Origin of the sequence: Paenibacillus albicereus (genome assembly GCF_012676905.1) — a bacterium.
GTDB lineage: Bacteria > Bacillota > Bacilli > Paenibacillales > Paenibacillaceae > Paenibacillus_O > Paenibacillus_O albicereus.
In genome coordinates this window covers 4,106,953-4,127,606 of the sequence record NZ_CP051428.1, presented here as the reverse complement: position 1 = coordinate 4,127,606, position 20,654 = coordinate 4,106,953, and the positions used below count along the sequence as shown (strand labels likewise).

The window sequence follows — 20,654 nt, the reverse complement described above, 5'->3', positions numbered from 1 at the left end:
CGCGAAGATTGGCCGGTCGGGCCTGATTTGTCTATAAAGACCATTTCAAACAAAAGGATGATGGACATGGCGGATTTGAAACAGCTGACGGACTCGTTCCTGACATGGTTTGGCGGAGAGGCGGAGGGCATCCGGTACTATCAGGCTCCGGGCCGCGTCAACCTGATCGGCGAGCATACGGACTACAACGGCGGCTACGTATTCCCGGCCGCGCTCACGTTCGGCACGACGCTGCTGCTGCGGGAGCGGGAGGACCGCCTGCTGCGCTTCGCCTCGACGAACTTCCCGGACAAGCGGTTCGACATTCCGCTGGACGGCATCGAGCACCGCGCGGAGGACGATTGGAGCAACTATCCTAAGGGCGTCGTCCACGAGCTGCAGCAGAGCGGCCGCGGGCCGCAGACCGGCTTCGACCTGCTCTACCACGGTGAAATTCCGAACGGCGCAGGCTTGTCCTCCTCCGCCTCGATCGAGGTCGTCACCGGCTACGCCCTGCTGTCCGAGGGCGGCCATCCGGTCGACCTCACGGAGCTGGCGCTGCTGGCGCAGAGAGCCGAGAACGGCTTCAACGGCGTGCAGAGCGGCATCATGGACCAGTTCGCGGTGGCGAACGGCCGCGCCGGCGAGGCGATGCTGCTGATGTGCGATACGCTGGAGTTCCGGCATGTGCCGTTCGAGCCGGCGGACCATGTGCTCGTCATCGGCAACACCAACAAGCGGCGCGGACTCGTCGACTCCAAGTACAACGAGCGCCGCGCCGAGTGCGAGCAGGCGGTCCAGGAGCTGCGCGCCGCCTATCCGGAGCTGGCGCTGCTCGGGCAGCTGACGCCGGAGCAGCTGAGCGCCGAGGAAGGCCGCATCGCCAGCGAGACGGTGCGCCGCCGCGCCCGCCATGTCGTGGAGGAGATCGACCGCGTGCTGCAGTCGGTCGACGTGCTGGAGCAGGGCGATCTGGCGGCGTTCGGCCGGCTGATGAACGCCTCGCATGACTCGCTGCGCGACCTGTACGAGGTGACGGGGCGGGAGCTCGACGCGATGGTCGAAGCCGCGCGCAAAGTGCCGGGCGTGCTCGGCTCGCGCATGACAGGCGCCGGCTTCGGCGGCTGCACGGTCTCGCTCGTCCATCGGGACAGCGTGGACCGGTTCCGCGAGCAGGTCGGAGCGGAGTACGCCGAGGCGACGGGGCTGCAGGCGGACTTCTACGTCTGCTCGATCGGCGACGGCGTGTCCCGGATCGACGTCTAGCCTCTGCGGACCATATGCCGGAGGACGAGGTTTGTCGTATGATCGTAGAGGCGGCAAGCCTAGCAGAGACCGCATGAGCTTGGGAGAGGAGAGATCAGCATGGCAGTACTGGTAACGGGAGGCGCGGGCTATATCGGCTCGCATGCCGTAGCCGCGCTTTTGGAAAAGGGAGAAGAGGTCGTCGTCGTCGACAACCTCCAGCAAGGCCATCGCGAGGCCGTCACGGGAGGGCGCCTCTACGAGGGGGACCTTCGCGACGAGGAGCTGCTGGACCGGATCTTCCGCGAGAACGAGATCGACTCCGTCATTCACTTCGCGGCGAACTCGCTCGTCGGCGAGAGCATGAAGCTTCCCGGCAAGTATTACCACAACAACGTGTACGGCACGCTGTGCCTGCTGGAGGCGATGAACCGCGCCGGCGTGAAGCGCATCGTCTTCTCCAGCACGGCGGCGACGTACGGCGAGCCGGAGAGCGTTCCGATCCGGGAGACGGACCGCACCGAGCCGACCAACGCCTACGGCGAGACGAAGCTCGCGATGGAGAAGATGATCCGCTGGTTCGAGACGGCCCACGAGTTCCGCTACGTATCGCTGCGCTACTTCAACGCGGCCGGCGCGCACGAGAGCGGCAAGATCGGCGAGGATCACGATCCGGAGACGCATCTGATCCCGATCGTGCTCCAGGCGGCGCTGGGCCAAAGGCCCCATGTCTCGGTGTTCGGCGAGGACTACCCGACCGAGGACGGCAGCTGCGTGCGCGACTACATCCATGTCAGCGACCTGGCGGATGCGCATATCCTGGCGGTGGAGCGCCTGCGGCGGGGAGAGGCGAGCGCCGTGTACAACCTCGGCAACGGACAGGGCTTCTCGGTCAAGCAAGTGATCGACATCGCCCGCCGCGTGACCGGACGGGACATCCCGGCGGTCATCGAGCCGCGCCGCTCCGGCGACCCGGCGGTGCTGATCGCGGCCTCGGACAAGGCCCGCGCCGAGCTGGGCTGGAACCCTCGCCGCAGCGAGCTGGAAGCGATCATCGCCTCCGCCTGGGGCTGGCATCGGGCCCGTCCGCAAGGGTATCGCGGCTAAGCCCGAGTTCTTCCTATCTTGAAAGGAGCTGCACCCCATGACAACGCATCAATCCGCTCCGTCCGCCGAACAGGCGCTGCAGGCGGTCGAGGCTCTGATTGCCGGCGCGCTGAAGCGCGGCCTGCTGGAGCCGCTCGACGCAGGCGCGGCCCGCAACGCCGTGCTCGACCTGCTCGGCTTCGACGCTCCGCTGCCCGGCACGGAGGAGCAGCCGGTCTGGCGCCAAGCCCTGCTGGAGCCTCCGGCTTGGACGTCCGGCGACCCGGCGGCACTGCCGTCCCCGGTCGGGGAGAGCATGCCGGAGCTGCTCGCGCCGCTGCTCGACTATGCGGCTGCGGCGGGCATCGTGCCGGACCGGACCGTGACGCAGCGGGATCTTCTGGATGCGCGCATCATGGGGCTGCTGCTCCCGCGACCGTCGGAGACGCAGGCGCGGTTCGCCCTGACGGCGGCCCGGAGCGGCGTGCAGGCGGCGACCGACTGGTTCTACCGGCTCAACGTCGACAGCAACTATATTCGGATGGACCGGGTCGAGCTCAATCGGAGCTGGGCGCACAAGACGGAGTACGGCGAGCTGGAGATTACGGTCAACCTGTCCAAGCCCGAAAAGGACCCTGCCGAGATCGCCCTGCTCAAGACGCTGCCTCCGTCCAGCTATCCCAAATGCCTGCTCTGCAAGGAGAACATGGGCTATGCCGGACGAGCGGACCACCCGGCCCGCCAGAACCACCGCATCCTCCCGCTCGGGCTGAGCGGCGAGGCGTGGTTCCTGCAGTATTCTCCTTATGTGTACTACAAGGAGCATTGCATCGTCTTCCGCGCTGAGCACGTGCCGATGGCGATCAGCGAGGAGAGCTTCGGGCGGCTGCTCGACTTCGTCCGGCAGCTGCCGCATTATTTCGTCGGCTCCAACGCCGATCTGCCGATCGTCGGCGGCTCCATCCTGAGCCACGACCATTTCCAGGGGGGCCGCCATGCGTTCCCGATGCAGGCGGCTCCGATCGAGGCCGGCTTCCGCCATCCCGGCTACGAGGATCTCCGCTTCGGCATCGTCCGCTGGCCGATGAGCGTGCTGCGCGTCAGCGGCCGCGATCCGGACCGGCTGCGGCAGGCGGCGGGCGAGCTGCTGGCGGCATGGCGCGGCTACAGCGATCCCGAGGCGGAGGTGCTCGCGTTCAGCGCCGAGGGTGCGGAGCCAGTGCCGCACAACACGATCACGCCCGTCGCCCGCAGGGGGGCGGACGGCTCGTACGAGCTCGATCTCGTGCTGCGCAACAACCGCACGAGCGACGAGCATCCGGAGGGCATCTTCCATCCCCATCGCGAGCTGCATCATCTCAAGAAGGAGAACATCGGCCTGATCGAGGTGATGGGACTCGCCGTGCTGCCGGGCCGGCTCAAGCAGGAGATGGAGCTGCTCGCCTCCTGCCTCGACGGCTCGGCGACATGGGAGCAGGCGCTGGCGGATGGACCGCCGACGATGGCGCAGCATCGGGGATGGCTGGAGGAGCTCCGGGCTTCGGCCGGGGACCGGGCGCTGGATGGCGGCGAGGCGCTGCGGCTCGTCGAAGCTTCGGCCGGCGACAAGTTCCTGCAAGTGCTGCAGGATGCCGGCGTCTACAAGCAGAGCGCGTTCGGGCGCGCCGCGTTCGGGCGCTTCCTGGCCTTCGCGGGGCTTGTGCCCGCGACCTGACGGAATCGGCTGTCCGAGCCGATTGGAAGCGCATGTCACTATCAGACGAAGGTCCGAGGCATAGCCCTCGGACCTTCGTCTTTTTTGCTTGCATCGCGCATCGGCTGGAGAATCATGTCGATTCGGACGGAGGATGAACAAAATTTCCGGTCGAAATTTACCGATGTTCAGAGAACGGTAAGAAAAGACGTCATCTAGGAAGGTTTATTGAAAATAAAATTAAAAATCAATTGTAGAAGGTTCATTTCTATGGTATTTTTTTATATATAAACGTTAATAAATTGACTATTATCACGTTCGATATGTTAAAAGTGGAGGGGAAACGAGCACGATGCAAATTATGCCGCTTGAGGAATTTCTGAAATTGGATTCGGACACCCAGGTCGAGAAGCTGAAGCGCTGGAAGGCCGACTATACGCTCAAGGACATCCGCGAAGCCTGGAATTTCAAGCATTCCGCCCAGTACTACATGCTGCTCAAGAAGCTGCGCATCTACGAGCGCGTCGTCAACAAGTCCGATAAATTCTATCCGGACCAGCTGAACGGCACCACGGCAGCGGCCGGCGAGCGCGCGAGCTACGCCTACCCGGCTCGCGAGCAGAAGCTGCCTGCCGACCAGTTCGGCTACCAGCTCAACGTGACGCTGACCGGACCGGAGCTGGCGGACAAGCTGGAGCGCCTCGCGGCCTTCCTGCGCGGCGAGCAGAAGAGCGTATCGGTGCGCCTCGCCGTGGAAGCGGCCGCCGAGGAAGCTCCTGCGGACGAAGAAGCGACGGAAGAAGAGCAAGCGGCCGTCTGATTCGGATGGCTGGACGGCAAAGCACGCAAAATAAGGTACCCGCTGGCTGCAGCGGGTACCTTGTTTTTGCGTGTCGGCAGATGGCCGGCGGAATGCCCGAAGGGCGTTTCGGTCCGGCTGCCGGGCGGATGTCGCCGCTGCCGTCAGCCGATCTGACGCAGCTTGCCGAGCTCGGAGACGAGCGCCTCCACCTCGGAGATGCTGAAGGAAGGCTTGGAGGCGACGACCTCGTACAGCTCGCGGATGTCCTCGTAGCGGTCGGTGGAGAAGGAAGAGGCCTGCATGGCGGCGGCCGTCGCCATGCGCAGCTTCTCCTTGATCGCCTCGATCATGAATTCGACGTTTTGCGGGGTGGGCTCGTTGAGATCCGGCATAGGTTCCTCCTGTGGACTTGCTCTGGTTTCGGTCCATTGTACCATGAATGCGGCCGCTCGCCGAGGCTTCGTTGAATCTGCTCCCGCTCATCCGTTACAATGAAGCGAGACGGGCGGGCAGGAGCGGAGGGCGGCAGCAGGCGCCGCTTCGCCCGCAATAATGAGGGTGCGGATGATGAATCGGGAACCAAGAACGAACCAAATGGAAGATTCGGCCAAATGGGCTCGCGTGGAAAAGGCCGGATTGCAGACGTTTTTCGAGGCGGTAGCGGCGAAGTTTCCGGCCCGGGAGGAAGTGGTCTTCCTCTGCATCGGCAGCGACCGCTCGACCGGCGACTCGCTGGGGCCGCTTGCCGGCTCCCTGCTGGCGGAGATGGGATTTCCCCGCGTGCTGGGCACGCTGGAGCATCCATGCGACTCCGAGCAGGTCGGGCCGATCCTCGCGACGCTGCAGGAGGCGCGCTGCGTCGTGGCGATCGACGCTTGTCTCGGACGGGCGGAGTCGACCGGCTTGTATCTGGTGCGCAGCGGTCCGCTGCAGCCGGGCCAGGCGATCGGGCAGCATCTGCCGCCGGTCGGCGATTACAGCGTGGCGGCGGTCGTCAATACGCAAGGACACAAGCCGTATTGGATCATCCAGACGACGAGCCTGTATCGGGTGCTCGGCATGGCGCGCACGATCGCGGATGCGGCCGCTGCCGCCTGGCCGGGCTCGGAGGGGCCCTCGGCGGGTACGGCAGGTTTGATGCCGGGCTTGCCGCGGTAAGAAAGGGTCGAACCTAATCAGAGAGGATGAGGAAGACATGTCGAATCGAACGGTTGCCAATCGCAGGCTGACGCTTCAAGGAGGCTCCGATCTCGCCTATCGCGACAACGGAAGGGCCGGCGAGGACGGAACGGCGCTCGTGCTGCTGCACGGATTCTGCGGCAGCTCCGCCTACTGGGAGCCGCTGCTGCCGCTGCTCGAGCCGCACGGGAGGGTCATCGCCGTCGATCTGCGCGGGCATGGCCAGTCTTCCGGCGGCGGCGAGGAGATCATCGGCATGGAGATGCTGGCCGATGACGTCGCGGAGCTGCTGGAGACGCTCGAGACGGGACCTGCGGTCGTGCTCGGCCACTCAATGGGCGGCTACGCCTCGCTCGCGCTGGCCGAGCGGCATCCCCAGCTGCTCTTAGGGCTGGGCCTGATCCACTCGACGCCGCTGCCGGACAGCCCCGAAGCCCGCGAGGGCCGGGACAAGGCCGCGGCCGCGCTCGCTGCGGACGGCATCGTGCCGTTCGTGGACGGACTCGTTCCGAAGCTGTTCGCTCCCGGTGCCGACGGTTCCTTGCTGGACAAGGCCAGGGAGATCGGCTACGGCACGGCCGCGTCCGCAGCTGCCGCGGCGGCCCGCGGCATGAAGGCGCGCCCCGACCGCAGCTCCGTGCTGCAGGCGCTGGAGGTGCCCCTGCTGCTCGTCGCGGGCAGCGAGGACGGCGTCGTTCCGCCGGCCAAGGCGTTTGCCGCCGAAGCGCCCCGGACGCGCAAGGAAACGTTGGACGGGGCCGGCCACATGGGCATGATGGAGCAGCCGGAACGGATGGCCGGCCTCATTCAGGACTGGCTTTCCTCTCTGGCGCAGAGCCGCTAGCGGGGGCAGGCGGGGCCGGAGAAAGTCGTCTGACGGCCGTCGCGAGGCATCCACGAAGGAGGAATCGGCATGTTCCAGCGGGATTACATCATGCGGATGATCGAGGGGATGGCGCAGGTATCGGCGGCCATCCTCGGCTTGCGCAGGGCCGGCAAGCAAGAGGAGGCGCTGCAGGTCGTCGAGGAGCTGCTCGACCGGCAGTTCGGCATGAACGGCCGGCTGATCCGCAGCTTGTCCGAGGAGGATCTCGTCCGCATGCTGTCCCGATCCGGCGATCCCGATCCGTCCATGCTGCTAGGCCTGGGTCTGCTGCTGCGGGAGGAGGCGACCGTGCAGGACGATCTCGGCCGGGAGGGCGGCGCGTTCCAGACGCGGCTGAAGGCGCTGCACCTGCTGCTGCGCGCCTCCTCGTACGGCGCGCAGCCGAGTCCGGACGAAGCGGCCGAGCGGCTGCTCGCCGAGCTGTCCGCCTACGAGCTACCGCCGGACAGCAAGCGTCGGATCGCCGCCTGGCGCGAAGAGCAGGGGCGGTACGACCGCGCGGAGGATCTATGGTACGAGCTGCACGAGGACGGCCGGCTGGAGCCGGGCGAGCTGGGCCGGTTCTATGGCCGCCTGCTGCTTCTGACGGATGAGAGCCTCGAGCGCGGAGGGCTGAGCCGGCAGGAGCTGCAGGAGGCGGCCGAGCCTTGGCTCGCCGAGACAGGCAAGGAATGACGACCGGGCGCCGCAAGCGGCGCCGATGGCGAAAGCGGCCCCAGCCGGCGCATGCGGCTCGGGGCCCTTGCTTTTAGCCGCGGAATGGAAAGGGGCCGAACACAAGCATGATGAACGAGGGATGGGAACAGGCGCTGGAGGAGGCGGTCGAGCGGCAGGCGCTGCTGCAGGCGACGTTCAGCGGAGCGAAAGGAAAGGCCGAAGAGGAAGGCGGCCTGCCTCCGCGCACGGTCGTCCGGCCGGTGCGCCTGAAGTCCGGGCTGCGCTACCAGTTCGAGAAGCACTACCGGACGAAGGTGCTGCATGAGAACGTCGAGGCCGGCGAAGCGGCCGCCCGGATGGCGGAGCTGCTCCGCGCCGGCTACCGGCAGGCGCTCGTCAAGACGAAGGAGGCGGACCTGCAGATCCTGATCGGCAAAAAAGGAAAAGCCGCCCTGCTGCGCAAGCCGCCGACCGGCAAGGCGGACGCCGAGGCTCCGTCCCATGACCGGGCGAAGAAGCGCGTGCTGGCCGAGGGCGAGCCGCCCGCATTCCTCCAGGAGCTGGGCATCCTGACCCGCGACGGCAAGGTCAAGGCGGACAAGCAGGACAAGTACCGCCAGATCAACCGCTTTCTCGAGATGGTGCAGGACGTGGCGGCGGAGCTGCCGACGGGACGCGAGCTGACGATCGTCGACTTCGGCTGCGGCAAGTCGTATCTTACGTTCGCCCTCTACCACCTGCTGGCCGTCGAGCAGAAGCGGCCGCTCCGGGTCATCGGACTCGATCTGAAGGAGGACGTGATCGCATTCTGCTCGCAGCTGGCGGAGCGCCTCGGCTATGACAAGCTGTCGTTCCAAGTGGGCGATATCGGGCAGTTCGGAGGGCTGGAGCAGGCCGACATGGTCGTGACGCTCCATGCCTGCGATACGGCGACCGACGCCGCGCTGGCCAAGGCGGTCGGCTGGGACGCCTCCGTCATCCTGTCGGTGCCGTGCTGCCAGCATGAGGCGTTCCGCCAGATCCGCAGCGAGACGCTCGCGCCGCTGCTCGGCCATGGCCTGCTCAAGGAGCGGTTCGCCGCGCTCGCGACCGATGCGGCCCGCACCTCGCTGCTCGAAGCGGCCGGCTACCGGACGCAGGTGCTGGAGTTCATCGATCCGGAGCATACGCCCAAAAACCTGCTCATCCGCGCCGTCCGGCGCCGGGAGTCGGCGCAGGCTGCCGAGCGCCGCCGCCAAAAGTGGGAGGAGTACGGCCGCTATCGCGACTCGCTGAGCCTCGATCCCGCTCTGGAGGGAATGCTTCGGCAGGCCGGAAGGCTCCCCGACTGACGCGCCTTCAGGCCCGGCGGAAGAGGCTCCGCCCTCCCGTCCCTCGTCTCAATCCGTGCTGGTATTGCCTCCATCCTGTGCTATAATGGAAGACAATGGAATGATGCAGGGATGGGTGAAGGGCTTGGAATCATGGATTTGGATTGATTTCAGTTTGTCTGTCTTCATGCTGGGCCTGTTTTTTTATATTTTTATCCATAATCCAATAACACGCCTGCACAAGGCGTATTTGGTGTTTCATTTTTTCATGCTCTTGTGGCCGTTCTCCCAATTCCTCATCCATACGACGGACGTAGTTCCGCATCAGCTCTTTTTCCTCTCGATCTCCTTCGCGGCGCTGTCGCTGCAAGGCCTCGGGTGGCTTGTCTTCGTCTGCTTCCTGACGGGGCGCTCCTACCTGCTGACCCGACGGGCGCTCGCGCTGCTGGCCGGACCGACCGTGCTGCTTGCGGCGCTCGTGCTCGCTAATCCGCTGCATCTGTTCGTCCGCTCCGAGCATGGCGTGGCGTCGGATCGGGAGCTCGGCCCGCTGTTCTGGGTGCTGTGCGCCCAGCTCGTGCTGTTCGCGGCGCTGTCGATCGCCTGCATCGTCTCGGCGCTGCGCGGCGGGACGACCCTTCGCCACCGCAAGCAGGTCGGCATGGCGCTCAAGGGACTGCTGCTGTTCCTGCTGTTCGGCTGGCTGGACCTGCTCGTCAACGTCGTCTACGACAGCCGCTTCCCGGACATCGCCGGCATCTCCTCGTTCGGCCTCGCGCTGTCGGCCCTTTATTTCTGCATCTCCATCGACCGCTACCGCGTGTTCGACATCGTGCGCATCGCCCAGCAGGACATCGCCGATTCGATGTCGGCGGGACTGCTCGTGCTCGATGCGGAAGGCACCGTGCTCGAGGCCAACCGCTCGCTCCAGCGCTACCTGAGCGTACAGAGCGGCGACCGCTTCGATCTGGACGCCTATCTGCGCTCCCAAGGGCCGCCTCCGGAAGAAGCCGAAGCGTCGTTCGGACGCGGCGGCGCGGCGGCGCACGAGCCGGTTCTCCATGAGCTCGCGCTGAGCGCTCCCGACCTGCCGGGCGCCGCCGCGCTTCATGTCCAGGTGCATGCGTCTCCGATCCTGACCGGGGACCGCGAGCTGCTGGGGAGGGTCGTCACGTTCCAGGACGTCTCGGAGATTCGCCGTCTCATCGAGGAGAAGAACCGGCAGAACGAGATGCTGCAGCTCCGCAACCGCGAGCTGGTGCAGATCCAGGAGGAGCTTTTCCGAGCCAACCTCAAGCTCGAGGAGATGGCGACGACGGACAGCTTGACCGGCTGCTACAACCGGCGCTACTTGATGCAGCGGCTGGAGCAGGAGGTGGTGGCGAACGTGAGGTACCGCATTCCGTTCGCCGTCATTCTGTTCGACATCGACCGCTTCAAAGGCATCAACGACCTTCACGGCCATCTTGTCGGAGACGAGGTGCTGCTGGAGACCGCCTCAGCGGTCAAGGGGATGCTGCGGCGCTCCGACGTGCTCGCCCGGTACGGCGGAGAGGAATTCGCGATCTATCTCCCCCATACGACCCGGCTGCAGGCCGAGCGGCTCGCCGAACGGATCAAGGAGGGGGTCGAGGCGAACCGGATCGCTACGGGACGGCCGGGACTGGCGCTGTCCATCACGATCAGCCTCGGCGTCCTTTCGGTCGAGAACGAGAGTCCGCTCGGAATCAAGGACCCGAAAGCCTATTTGCGGGAGCTGTTCGAGGAAGCGGATTCCGCGCTTTACGAAGCGAAGGGCAACGGGCGCAACTGCATGGTCGGAAGGAGGAGGGCGTAAGGTGTTCCTTTGGGACGTTCGACCCCCTCAAAGGAATGACAACTCGCCGAACCATTTGGTAGAATAGAAGGAAAATCCCGTATGTCAGCTCAATTGGGGCGGGACCAAGAGAAAGTGGAGCCCAAGCATGAGAAAAGTACAACTCGACCGCATCCAGCCCGGCGCGACGCTGGCCAAGCCGATCTTCCGCGAGGACGGCAACGTGCTGCTTGGGGCGGGCATGGCGCTCAGCGAACGCTTCATCCAGCGACTGAGCGATCTTGGCGTCGATATCGTGTATATCGAGGACGAGCTGACCGCAGGCATCGAGCCGAACGAGACGCTGCGCGATGAAACCCGGCGCAAGGCGACCGAGGCGATGCACAAGCTGGTCACCGCCCAGATGAGCCAGAACGCCGCGCTCGGCAGGGCGGCCCGGCCGGAGCTCGGCCGCGTCTTCCGCTCGGTGTTCAGCGAGATCCTGAACGACGTCATGACCCGGGACGACGTCTTCGCCGGGCTCAGCCAGATCAACACCCACGACTCCTATCTGTTCCAGCATTCGATCAATGTCGCGGTGCTGGCCGGCATCATCGGCATCGCCAAGGGGTACAACCGCAATCAGCTGGAGGAGCTCGGCATCGGCGCGCTGCTGTTCGACATCGGCATGACCAAGGTCCCCCGCGCCATCCTGGACAAGAAGGGGCCGCTCACCGCCGAGGAGCGCGCGGTCATGCAGCGCCATGCGGCAGACGGCTACGACCTGCTTCGCAAAGAGCACGACCTGTCGCTGCTGTCGGCGCATTGCGCGCTCCAGCATCACGAGCGCTACGACGGCAGCGGCTATCCGCGCGGCCTTCGCGGCGGCGAGATCCACGAGTACGCGCAGATCATCGCCATCGCCGACGTGTTCGACGCGCTTACCTCGGCGCGCTCGTACCGCAAGCGCTACACCCCGTCGGAGGCGATTGAATTCCTTTTCGCAGCCGGCAATACGTATTTCGACTTGGAGCTGGTGCGGCTGTTCTGCAGCCACGTCTCCATGTATCCGGTCTCGACCACCGTCCTGCTGAGCACCGGTCAGATCGGAGTCGTCGCGCGCAACTTCCAGGTGGCGGTCCATCGGCCGGTCATCCGGGTCATCCGGGAGGCCGGAGGAGGGACGCCGGCCGAGCCGTACGAGATCGACCTGAGGGATCTGCTTCATGTGACGATCGTTCGCGAGATTTAGTACTCCACTACGGATTGGGAGGATCAAGATGATGCAGCCTGATTCAACGGTTCCCGCGCAAGCCGAGGCAGAGCCGGCGGCACTTGCCGGCGACAGCCTGGAGACTACCCTCATTCCCGCGCTGCTCCTCGGAAGCCGCACGCTCGTCGAGCAGCAGGGGCTTTCGGCGGGAGGCACGCTCACACTGCTGGAGGGAGACCTGATCGAGATCGAGGTGGAGGAGCCGGAGCGGTTCCGCCTTGGCGAATCGGTCTGGCTGACCGTGGAGTCTCCGTCCGGCAGCTACCGCATGGTGACGCGCGTCATCGGCCGGCGCTCCCGGTCGCTCGCGCTGCTGTTTCCCTACGAGCGCTACCGCCTCATGGACGAGAAGCGCGTCCATCCGCGGGTCGAGGTGAACTGCCCGGGCCGCCTGCTCATGGACGACGAGCGCCTGAAGCGCGAGCCGTCGCGGGCGGACCTGCTCCGCTACCGCTGGTCGGACGAGCTGCGGCACGATGGGCTGGACGAAGCGCTGCTCGAGAAGCTGGTGCGCCTCATGGACGAGGACGACCTGCATCTGCTCGAGGAGGAGGAGCGGAGCCGCCGGGACGAAGCCGCGCGCGCCGAGATCGTCGTCTCCAACATCAGCCTCGAAGGAGTCGGCTTCCGCGCTGCGGGCGGCTTGGAGCTGGAATGCCACGGCACCGTCGGAGCCGTGCTGGATCTCGGCTTCGAGCTGAGCTGCACGCTCGAGATTCTCTGGCGGCAAGATGCCGCCGGAGTGCTCAGCTACGGCGCGCGGATGAGCGGGTTTACCGCCGACGGCGCCCGCCAGCTGCGGGCGTTCGTGCTTCACGAGCAGATGAAGCAGTACTATCAGGTGCGCCGCGGCCTCGCCGGCGAAGACGGCGCGGCCGCCGCCCTCGAAGCGGCGGCGGGCGAATACCCGGAGCGCTGATTGTTGCTTGTCGGCCCGGCGGACAGGCGGGGTTGGCGTCGACGTGGGGTTCAGATGCGCGGAGCGGTCTGGCGGCGTCCACGTCGAAACGTCTACTGCGAGCCTTGGATTCAGCGGAGCGGATGCTATCGCGGAGCTGGGCTGCGTCCCGCAAGGACTATGAACGCAACAATAGCGAAGCCGGAGAGCATGCTCTCCGGCTTTTTTGCGCTTTCGCAAAAAAGAGGGAGCCGCTCGGCTCCAAGTGTGGATGAGGGCAAGCCGTCGAATCGAAGAAAGCAGCTCCCTTTTTCTCGTCTCCTTTGCCTCCGCGATCCGTCTCCGTCTAAGCCGCGCTTCGGCAGGCTAGACTGCTACCAAAGGCTGCGGTTATGGCTAGGGATCAGGCTATCTTTGCCGGCTCCCTGCGGGGGAGGGAAACATGTGGCGACGGACATCGTGGAGGAAGGGGACCCGGAGACGATGGGGCGGGAAGCGGAGGCCAATTCCGTCAGCCGCTCCCGATCCAAAGCGTGGAAAGGCGAGGGAGCCGGCAACCGACGGCGGCTCCTGCGCGCGGCGGGGCTAGCGCTGCTGCTGAGCGCGGCCTTTCACGGCTCGGGCTGGTTTTTCGACCGCGACGGCCATGGCTTCGTGGCGCTGCTGATCGCATGCGGGCTTGTTTCCGTGTGGGGAAAAGGGCGGGGAGAGCTCTGGCCGGACCGGGGGTGGAAGGGCAGGCGGCTGCTCGTCGCGTCGACTTGCTGCATCGGACTGGCGCTGCTCTATGCGATGCGTGCGTTCGGCTCGCCGGTCTCGGTTCCAGGCAATGCAGAAGAAGCGCTGCGCTGGCTCGCGTACAGCTCGTTGGCACTGCTGCTTGCAGCTTGGCAGCGGCAGGAGTCGGCGGACTGGGCTGCGGAGCGAACGGCATCGACGCCTTCATCCGGCGTTTCATCGGCTTTGCATGCCGGCGCTCCGACAGCCGTTCCGTGCGACACGGCTTCGTTCGGTGCTACGACGGCCGTTCCGTGCGGCACGGCTTCGTTCGGTGCTACGACGGCTGTTCCGTGCGGCACGGCTTCGTTCGGTGCTACGACGGCCGTTCCGTGCGGCACGGCTTCGTTCGGCGCTCTGACGGCCGTTCCGTGCGGCACGGCTTCGTTCGGTGCTACGACGGCTGTTCCGTGCGGCACGGCTTCGTTCGGCGCTCCGATGGCCGTCATGGACGCCGCTCGCGCGCCCTTGCCACTGGCCAGTACGTCCGCGCCGGCGGCCGCATGGGCGCTCCAGAGCTTCGCCGGTTTTTTCGCGGCCAGCTCGCTGGCTGCTTGGTTCGGATGGATCGTCGGCCCTGACTTCGTGCTCCGTACCGTCGACGGACGCTTGAGCGCCACAGGCGCCAGACTCGCCGGCTACTTGCAATACAGCAACACGCTTGGAGCCTTCGCCGCCGCTCTGCTGGCCTGGCAGTGGCTCGTCCTCGCGCGGAGCGGCTCGCCGAGGCTGCGCCTCAGCGCCGCCTGGCTGGCCGCTCCCTGCCTCGCCGTGCTGCTGCTGAGCGAGTCGCGCGGGGCGACGTTGGCGCTTCTCCTAACGGCAGCCGCCGGCTTGCTGCTGGCGCGCGTGCCGGAGCGTCGACGCTGGTGCGGAGCGGCTTGGCGCAGCATGCCGGGCACGGCCGCGATCGTCGCCGTCGCCCGATTCCGCGAGCAGGCGGCGGAGGCGGCGCTCGCCCAGGACGGAGCCGTCCTGCTTGCCCTGGTGGCGGCATGCGCGGCGAGCGCCGTCTGGATCACGGCGCCGTCCGGGGGCACGCGGCATGCGGAGCGGCCGAACCCCGCCCCCGCCATCGCGGCTCCTCGCCGCCTGAGGCTGAACCCGGCTTTGGCCTCCTTAGACTCACGCCGCCTGCGGCGTTTAATTCGCCTGGACGCCCGCACCGCCGCCGTCCTGCTGCTCGGCGCCGCAGCGGCTCTTCGCCTGCGCCTTGACGGCGGCTGGGACCGCTTCGATCCGGCCGAACCGGCTTCGGCGGCGACGGGAGCGGCGCGCTTGCTGCTCTATCGCGACGGCTGGGCGGCCGCGCGCGAATCGTGGCTGGTCGGCTACGGCGCCCGGGCGTGGGAGCTGCTGCGCGGGTCTTTCCAGTCTGCGCCTTACGCGGCGGGGGAAGTGCACAGCGGCTACCTGGACATGCTGCTTACGGCCGGAGCGCCCGGCCTGGCGCTGCTGCTGGCGCTCGGAGCGGCGCTGCTCGCGGCCGCCGGCGCCGAAGGCGCGCTCGGCGCGGTGCCGGCGGCGACGCTGCTGCTGCATGCGGCGATCGACGTGGACATGTGCTACGGCGCCTATTGGCTGCTGCTGCTCGTCCTGTCCGCCGCCTGCGCGTCCCTCGCTCCGCCTCGATTGACGGCAAGCCCGTCCGTTTCGCTCTTGCCCCCTGCAAGCGCATCCCTATATCCGCCGAGACCCGAGGAGGAAAGTCCCGGGCCCGGCGGGAGAGGGACCTGACGGCGGCGGCGCTCAGCCGCCAAAAGCATCCCGGAACGCCGAGCGGAGCCGCTCCGGCTCGACCTCCCACAGTTCGGCGATCTCGCCGCAGACGGCTTCGTCCCACCAGTCGCACAGCTTCTTGCGGTTGTCGTGGTTTTCATGGACGAAGATCAGGTTGAGGCAGACTTTTTTCGTATACAGCTTCTCCGCCTGCTCCATCTTCTCCTTGGAAATGAACGTCTTAAGCCGCTTGGCGGTCCGGTACAGCTCGTTGCTGCAGGCGCGGCGGATCTTGCGGGCCGTCGGCAGCTCGGCCGTGTGCTTCGTCTTGGGGCTGTTCATGGGAGTCCACTCCTTTCGTTCTCCATCTATATGCCGGGTCCGCCGCCTAGGTGCGGAGGAGGGCGGACGCCCTTTCAGAGCCCAAAAGCAAAAAAGCCTTCCTTCTCGGCAGAGAAGGAAGGCTCTTTTTCATTACTGGACGACGATGTATCCGACCATCGGGCCGCTGTGCTTGAGGTCGGTATGGACCTGGCATTCGATCGGGTACGTGCCGGCTTTGGAAGCGACGAAGCTTACCTCGGTCGTCTCGCCTTTCCGGACCTCCCCGCTGACGCCGAGCCCTTTGATCGTGAACGGATGGGAGGTTCCGTTCACGCCGCTGATGCGCAGCGTGACCTTTTCGCCTTTGGGCACGACAAGCGTACTGGGGCTCCACTGGTACACCTCGAGCTCCTCGCCGCCGCGCGTCGTCGTCTTGAATTCCCCCGTCACCATCTCATAGACATGTCCCGTATCCGGCTGTTGCGAGGCGGCCGAGGCAGGGAGCTGTTCGCCTTGCTTCGGGTAGAGCTGCCAGCAGGCAAGCGCCAGGATTGCGATGGCGAGCGTGAGCCCGGCCGTCCGCAGATGGCGTTTCGTAATGATGATCGCTTTCATGTTCCGTCTCCCTTCTTGTCCGGTGCTGTCCTATTTTTATGCGGGGGACGGTCTGTCCATGCCAGCGGAAACAGGCCGATCAATCTATGGCATCTCCTGACAGCCCTGTGATAGAATACCGATGACAGAAGCGGCCCGGACGATAGCCGCGAGTGAGAGAGAGAAGGAGTGGAGCGCATGAATCTGCTGCATGATCTGGTGGACAAGCTGCTCGGCGTCGTCGAGCAGCTCGGGTATTTCGGCATCATCCTCGGCCTCGCGATGGAGGTCATTCCGAGCGAGATCGTACTCGGCTACGCCGGCTACATGGTGTCGACCGGCAGCATGACGTTCTGGCTGGCGGTACTTTGCGGCACGGTCGGCGCGATCGTCCAGCAGTGGATCCTCTATGCGATCGGCCTGTACGGAGGACGTCCCTTCCTCGACAAGTACGGCAAGTTCATCAAGATCAAGCCGAAGCATATCGACGCGGCGGAGCGCTGGTTCGACCGTTACGGACCAGGCATGGTGTTCACGGCCCGCTTCGTGCCCGTCATGCGCCAGGTGATCTCGATTCCGGCCGGCATGGCCCGCATGTCGCTGACTCGGTTCACCGTGCTGACGGCGATCGCCTCGCTGCCATGGTCGATCCTGTTCGTGACGATCGGGCGCAGCCTCGGCAGCAACTGGGGCCAGATCAAGGACAAGGCGGCCCCGTATACGATTCCGGCAATCATCGTCGCGCTCGCGGTCATGACCGTCTATGCGCTGTTCAAGTATCAGCGTTCGCGCGGACGGACCGTCTGATTGAGCCGGCGAGCCGCCTTTTGCTACAATAGAAGGCGACCTATGACCAACCAACCGAAGGAGTGATCCGCATGGCACGCAGCGTGGCCAGCAAGCTGAATCAAGGCATCAGCCCCCGGCAGTTCCGGGACGGCATGACCAAGAACAAGGAAGCGTTCGACGAGTGGTACGACAAGTTCGCATGGCCGAGCGAGGAGGACCGGGAGTTCTTCGAGCAGCTGAACAACCGCGACGACCTGCGCGTGCTCATCCTGATGGCCGACTGGTGCGGCGACGTCGTGCGCAACATCCCTGTCGTGTTCCGCGCGCTCGAGGGTAGCGGCGTTCCGGTGGAGGTGCTCGTCATGGAGGAGCATCTGGACACGATGGACGAGTTCCTGACGATGGGCGGGCGCGCCGTGCCGATCGTCATCGTGGCGGATACCGGCGGCCATGTGCTCGGCACATGGGGACCGCGTCCTAAGCATGTGCAGGAAGCGATGACCGCGTTCAAGCGGGACCATCCGGACCGCGAGGCGCCCGACTATCAGGAAAAGCTTTCGCTGGCGCGGCAGGAGATCGGACGCCGCTACGGGGAGGGAACCGGCTATCAGGCGGTCATCGTGCGGGAGCTGCGCGAGCTCCTCTCCGCGTTCTGATGGCGGCGATGAAGATTCTTTCGTTCGTGCTCGGACCGATCCAGACCAACGGCTATCTGCTCGTCAACGAAGAGACGAACCAGGCCGTCGTCATCGACCCCGGCATGAATCCCAAGCCGCTGCTGAGCCGCATCGCGCAGGACTCCATCCAGCTCGAAGCGATCCTGCTGACGCATGCCCATCTCGACCATATGGGCGGGGTGGACGAGGTGCGCAAGGCTTGCGGCTGTCCGGTCTACATCCATGACCTGGAGGCGGACTGGCTGACCGATCCGACGCTCAACGGCTCGCTGCGCTGGAGCCACATGACGCCGCCGCTGACGACCGATCCGGCTGAATACGCGCTGGAAGAAGGCATGCGGCTGAAGCTCGCGGGCTTCGAGTTCCGAGTGCTGCACACTCCGGGCCATAGCCCGGGCAGCGTCAGCTTCCTGCATGGCAAGAACCTGTTCTCCGGCGATGTGCTGTTCCGCGAGTCGGTCGGCCGAACCGACCTGCCCGGCGGGCGCGAGGCGGATCTGTTCAACTCGATCCGGGGCAAGCTGTACCGGCTCGATCCGGACGTGACCGTCTACAACGGCCACGGGCCCAAGACGACGATCGGCCACGAGATGGCCCACAATCCATACGTACGGCTGGGCTGACCGGCCATCCGCTCCCGCTCTGCGGCGTTTGCCGCGGGCGGGAGCGGTTCATTTTCGGACAGGAGGAATCGGCATGGCGCAGCAACAAGCAGGCGTGAAGGAAGCGGCCGGCGAGCCGACGGCGACGCAGAAGGCGGAGGAGCAGGAGCGGATCGTGCGCGGCATCGCCCAGGAGCTGGGGGTGCCGCTCGGCAAGGTCAAAGCGGCGGTGTCGCTGCTCGACGAGGGCAACACGATTCCGTTCATCGCGCGCTACCGCAAGGAAATGACCGGCGAGCTCGACGAGAACGAGCTGCGCGGCATCGAGGAGAAGCTCGCCTACCGGCGCAATCTGGAGGACCGCAAGCGCGAGGTGCTGCGGCTGATCGGCGAGCAGGACAAGCTGACGCCGGAGCTGGAGCGGGCGATCTCCGCCTCGTCCAAGCTGCAGGAGGTCGAGGACCTGTACCGGCCGTACCGGCAAAAGCGCAAGACGCGCGCTTCCGTCGCGCGCGAGCGCGGGCTGCAGCCGCTGGCCGACTGGCTGCTCTCGCAGCCTCGCCAAGGAGAGCCGCTCGCCGAGGCGCGCAGCTACGTCTCCGCCGAGGCCGGCGTGCAGACGCCGGAGGAAGCGCTCCAGGGCGCGATGGACATCGTCGCCGAAGGCATCGCCGACGATGCCCGCATCCGCGCCTGGGTGCGCAAGTTCACCGCGGAGCAGGGCGTCATCCGTTCCGAGGCGCGGCAGGCCGGCGCGGAGTCGGTGTACGAGATGTATTACGATTACCAGGAACCGCTGCGCAAGCTGCCGCCTCACCGCACGCTCGCCATCAACCGGGGCGAGCGCGAGGAGGTGCTGCGCGTCTCGCTGGATGTGCCGGCCGCGCGCATCCATGACCATATCAGCCGCCATACGCTCCGCCAGGGCGTCGCCCCGGCGGTCCGGGACGTGCTGAGCGCCGTCGTCGAGGATGCGTACAAGCGCCTTATCGCGCCGTCGATCGAGCGGGAGGTGCGCGCGGAGCTGACGGACAAGGCCGAGGAGCATGCGATCGGCATCTTTTCCGCGAATCTCCGCAGCCTGCTGCTGCAGCCGCCGGTGAGCGGGCATGTCGTGCTCGGCGTCGATCCCGCCTTCCGTACCGGCTGCAAGCTGGCAGCAGTCGACGCCACCGGCAAGCTGCTGGAGGTGGCGGTCGCCTACCCGACGCCGCCGAACAACAAGGTCGCCGAAGCGGAGCGGCTTATCGGCTCGCTGATCGACCGGCACGGCATCACGCTCCTCGTCATCGGCAACGGCACCGCGTCGCGCGAGACGGAGAGCTTCATCGCCTCGCTCATCCGCGGCCGCGTCACCGCCGGCAAGCCCGGTGCCGAAGCGCTGCGCTACATCATCGTCAACGAAGCCGGAGCGAGCGTCTACTCGGCCTCCAAGCTCGCCGCCGAGGAGTTCCCCAAGCTCGACGTAGCGGAGCGCAGCGCGGTGTCGATCGCGCGCAGGCTGCAGGACCCGCTGGCGGAGCTCGTCAAGATCGAGCCCAAGGCGATCGGCGTCGGCCAGTATCAGCATGACGTCAGCCAGAAGCGCCTCGGCGAGACGCTCGGCGGCGTCGTCGAATCGGCGGTCAACCACGTCGGCGTCGACGTCAACACCGCCTCGGCGTCGCTGCTCGCGTATGTCGCCGGCATCAACGCGACGACGGCCAAGAACATCGTCAAGCACCGGGAGGACACCGGACGCTTCGGCTCCCGGAAGGAGCTGCAGAAGGTGCCGAGGCTCGGCGCGAAGACGTACGAGCAGTGCATCGGCTTCATCCGCATCCCCGAGGCGGAAAATCCGCTCGACCGCACGCCGATCCACCCGGAGTCGTACGGCGTCGTCGACCGGCTGTTCAAGCAGCTCGGACTGTCGCTCGGCGAGGTCGGCGGCGAGGCGGCCCGGCAGCGGCTTGCGGCAGCCGACATTCCGGCGCTTGCCGCGGCGATCGGCGTCGGCGAGCCGACGCTGCGCGACATCGTAGAGAGCCTCATGCGGCCAGGACGCGACCCTCGCGAGGAGCTCTCGGCGCCTGTGTTCCACCAGGACGTGCTGGCGATCGAGGACCTGCAGCCCGGCATGGAGCTGCAGGGGACGGTGCGCAACGTCATCGACTTCGGCGCGTTTGTGGACATCGGCATCAAGAACGATGGCCTCGTGCATATTTCGCAGCTCAGCCGCAAGTTCGTCAAGCATCCGATGGATGTCGTATCGGTCGGCGATGTCGTCAACGTCTGGGTGCTGAACGTCGATCTCAAGAAAGGCCGCGTCGGCTTGACGATGCGCGGTCCGGCATCGGGCTAGCGCTAGAGAAAAAAGCGAAACGGGACGA

Annotated in this window: 19 protein-coding genes; 16 read left to right on the top strand and 3 right to left on the bottom strand. The window is 66.1% G+C overall.

Going from position 1 to position 20,654, the window contains the following annotated elements; all coding sequences use genetic code 11:
* Positions 1 to 66: 66 nt before the first annotated feature.
* From HGI30_RS18620 to HGI30_RS18605, 4 genes are all read left to right on the top strand, one after another.
* Positions 67 to 1,245: a galactokinase gene (locus tag HGI30_RS18620; protein ID WP_168908923.1), complete on the top strand. Its 1,179-nt coding sequence runs from the start codon at positions 67 to 69 to the stop codon at positions 1,243 to 1,245.
* Positions 1,246 to 1,344: 99 nt separating this feature from the next.
* Positions 1,345 to 2,331 carry a UDP-glucose 4-epimerase GalE gene (galE, locus tag HGI30_RS18615; RefSeq protein ID WP_168908922.1) on the top strand — a complete coding sequence of 329 codons (987 nt, stop codon included), beginning with the start codon at positions 1,345 to 1,347 and terminating at the stop codon, positions 2,329 to 2,331.
* A gap of 37 nt (positions 2,332 to 2,368) precedes the next feature.
* Positions 2,369 to 4,024, top strand: a complete 1,656-nt coding sequence (locus HGI30_RS18610; protein WP_168908921.1) for a UDP-glucose--hexose-1-phosphate uridylyltransferase — start codon at positions 2,369 to 2,371, stop codon at positions 4,022 to 4,024.
* A gap of 364 nt (positions 4,025 to 4,388) precedes the next feature.
* Positions 4,389 to 4,823 (top strand): hypothetical protein, encoded by a 435-nt coding sequence (locus HGI30_RS18605; RefSeq protein WP_235680187.1) that lies wholly within the window; start codon positions 4,389 to 4,391, stop codon positions 4,821 to 4,823.
* Positions 4,824 to 4,966: 143 nt separating this feature from the next.
* Here HGI30_RS18605 and HGI30_RS18600 read toward each other — a convergent pair whose 3' ends face one another.
* Positions 4,967 to 5,197, bottom strand: coding sequence for a DUF1128 domain-containing protein (locus HGI30_RS18600; RefSeq protein ID WP_168908919.1), 231 nt, complete (start codon positions 5,195 to 5,197; stop codon positions 4,967 to 4,969).
* Positions 5,198 to 5,369: 172 nt separating this feature from the next.
* Between HGI30_RS18600 and yyaC the strand changes: the two genes are divergently transcribed.
* The 8 genes from yyaC (at position 5,370) to HGI30_RS18560 (ending at position 15,317) form a co-directional block, all read left to right on the top strand.
* A complete protein-coding gene (yyaC, locus tag HGI30_RS18595; protein WP_235680186.1) occupies positions 5,370 to 5,963 on the top strand; it encodes a spore protease YyaC in 594 nt (197 codons plus the stop codon).
* Positions 5,964 to 6,000: 37 nt separating this feature from the next.
* Complete coding sequence (locus HGI30_RS18590) at positions 6,001 to 6,828, top strand: alpha/beta fold hydrolase (RefSeq protein ID WP_168908918.1); 828 nt, start codon at positions 6,001 to 6,003, stop codon at positions 6,826 to 6,828.
* A 69-nt stretch (positions 6,829 to 6,897) separates the two neighbouring features.
* A complete protein-coding gene (locus HGI30_RS18585; RefSeq protein WP_168908917.1) occupies positions 6,898 to 7,545 on the top strand; it encodes a DUF6483 family protein in 648 nt (215 codons plus the stop codon).
* 110 nt (positions 7,546 to 7,655) lie between these two features.
* The gene (locus tag HGI30_RS18580) at positions 7,656 to 8,858 is read left to right on the top strand and encodes a class I SAM-dependent methyltransferase (RefSeq protein ID WP_168909965.1); all 1,203 of its coding nucleotides are present in this window, start codon (positions 7,656 to 7,658) and stop codon (positions 8,856 to 8,858) included.
* A gap of 85 nt (positions 8,859 to 8,943) precedes the next feature.
* Positions 8,944 to 10,674 carry a histidine kinase N-terminal 7TM domain-containing diguanylate cyclase gene (locus tag HGI30_RS18575; protein WP_328805165.1) on the top strand — a complete coding sequence of 577 codons (1,731 nt, stop codon included), beginning with the start codon at positions 8,944 to 8,946 and terminating at the stop codon, positions 10,672 to 10,674.
* Between the two features lie 127 nt (positions 10,675 to 10,801).
* Positions 10,802 to 11,884, top strand: coding sequence for an HD-GYP domain-containing protein (locus HGI30_RS18570; RefSeq protein ID WP_168908915.1), 1,083 nt, complete (start codon positions 10,802 to 10,804; stop codon positions 11,882 to 11,884).
* Between the two features lie 28 nt (positions 11,885 to 11,912).
* Complete coding sequence (locus HGI30_RS18565) at positions 11,913 to 12,824, top strand: hypothetical protein (RefSeq protein ID WP_168908914.1); 912 nt, start codon at positions 11,913 to 11,915, stop codon at positions 12,822 to 12,824.
* Between the two features lie 423 nt (positions 12,825 to 13,247).
* The gene (locus HGI30_RS18560) at positions 13,248 to 15,317 is read left to right on the top strand and encodes an O-antigen ligase family protein (RefSeq protein ID WP_168908913.1); all 2,070 of its coding nucleotides are present in this window, start codon (positions 13,248 to 13,250) and stop codon (positions 15,315 to 15,317) included.
* 12 nt (positions 15,318 to 15,329) lie between these two features.
* Here HGI30_RS18560 and HGI30_RS18555 read toward each other — a convergent pair whose 3' ends face one another.
* Together HGI30_RS18555 and HGI30_RS18550 are read right to left on the bottom strand one after the other, a co-directional pair.
* A complete protein-coding gene (locus tag HGI30_RS18555) occupies positions 15,330 to 15,641 on the bottom strand; it encodes a dehydrogenase (RefSeq protein WP_168908912.1) in 312 nt (103 codons plus the stop codon).
* 132 nt (positions 15,642 to 15,773) lie between these two features.
* Positions 15,774 to 16,238 (bottom strand): cupredoxin domain-containing protein, encoded by a 465-nt coding sequence (locus tag HGI30_RS18550; protein ID WP_168908911.1) that lies wholly within the window; start codon positions 16,236 to 16,238, stop codon positions 15,774 to 15,776.
* Positions 16,239 to 16,415: 177 nt separating this feature from the next.
* Between HGI30_RS18550 and HGI30_RS18545 the strand changes: the two genes are divergently transcribed.
* From HGI30_RS18545 to HGI30_RS18530, 4 genes are all read left to right on the top strand, one after another.
* On the top strand, positions 16,416 to 17,024 hold the full coding sequence (locus tag HGI30_RS18545; RefSeq protein WP_168908910.1) for an undecaprenyl phosphate transporter UptA: 609 nt from the start codon (positions 16,416 to 16,418) through the stop codon (positions 17,022 to 17,024).
* Positions 17,025 to 17,095: 71 nt separating this feature from the next.
* Complete coding sequence (locus HGI30_RS18540) at positions 17,096 to 17,662, top strand: thioredoxin family protein (RefSeq protein ID WP_168908909.1); 567 nt, start codon at positions 17,096 to 17,098, stop codon at positions 17,660 to 17,662.
* Positions 17,663 to 17,670: 8 nt separating this feature from the next.
* The gene (locus HGI30_RS18535) at positions 17,671 to 18,306 is read left to right on the top strand and encodes an MBL fold metallo-hydrolase (RefSeq protein ID WP_168908908.1); all 636 of its coding nucleotides are present in this window, start codon (positions 17,671 to 17,673) and stop codon (positions 18,304 to 18,306) included.
* Positions 18,307 to 18,379: 73 nt separating this feature from the next.
* Positions 18,380 to 20,626, top strand: coding sequence for a Tex family protein (locus HGI30_RS18530; protein ID WP_168908907.1), 2,247 nt, complete (start codon positions 18,380 to 18,382; stop codon positions 20,624 to 20,626).
* Positions 20,627 to 20,654: the final 28 nt, after the last annotated feature.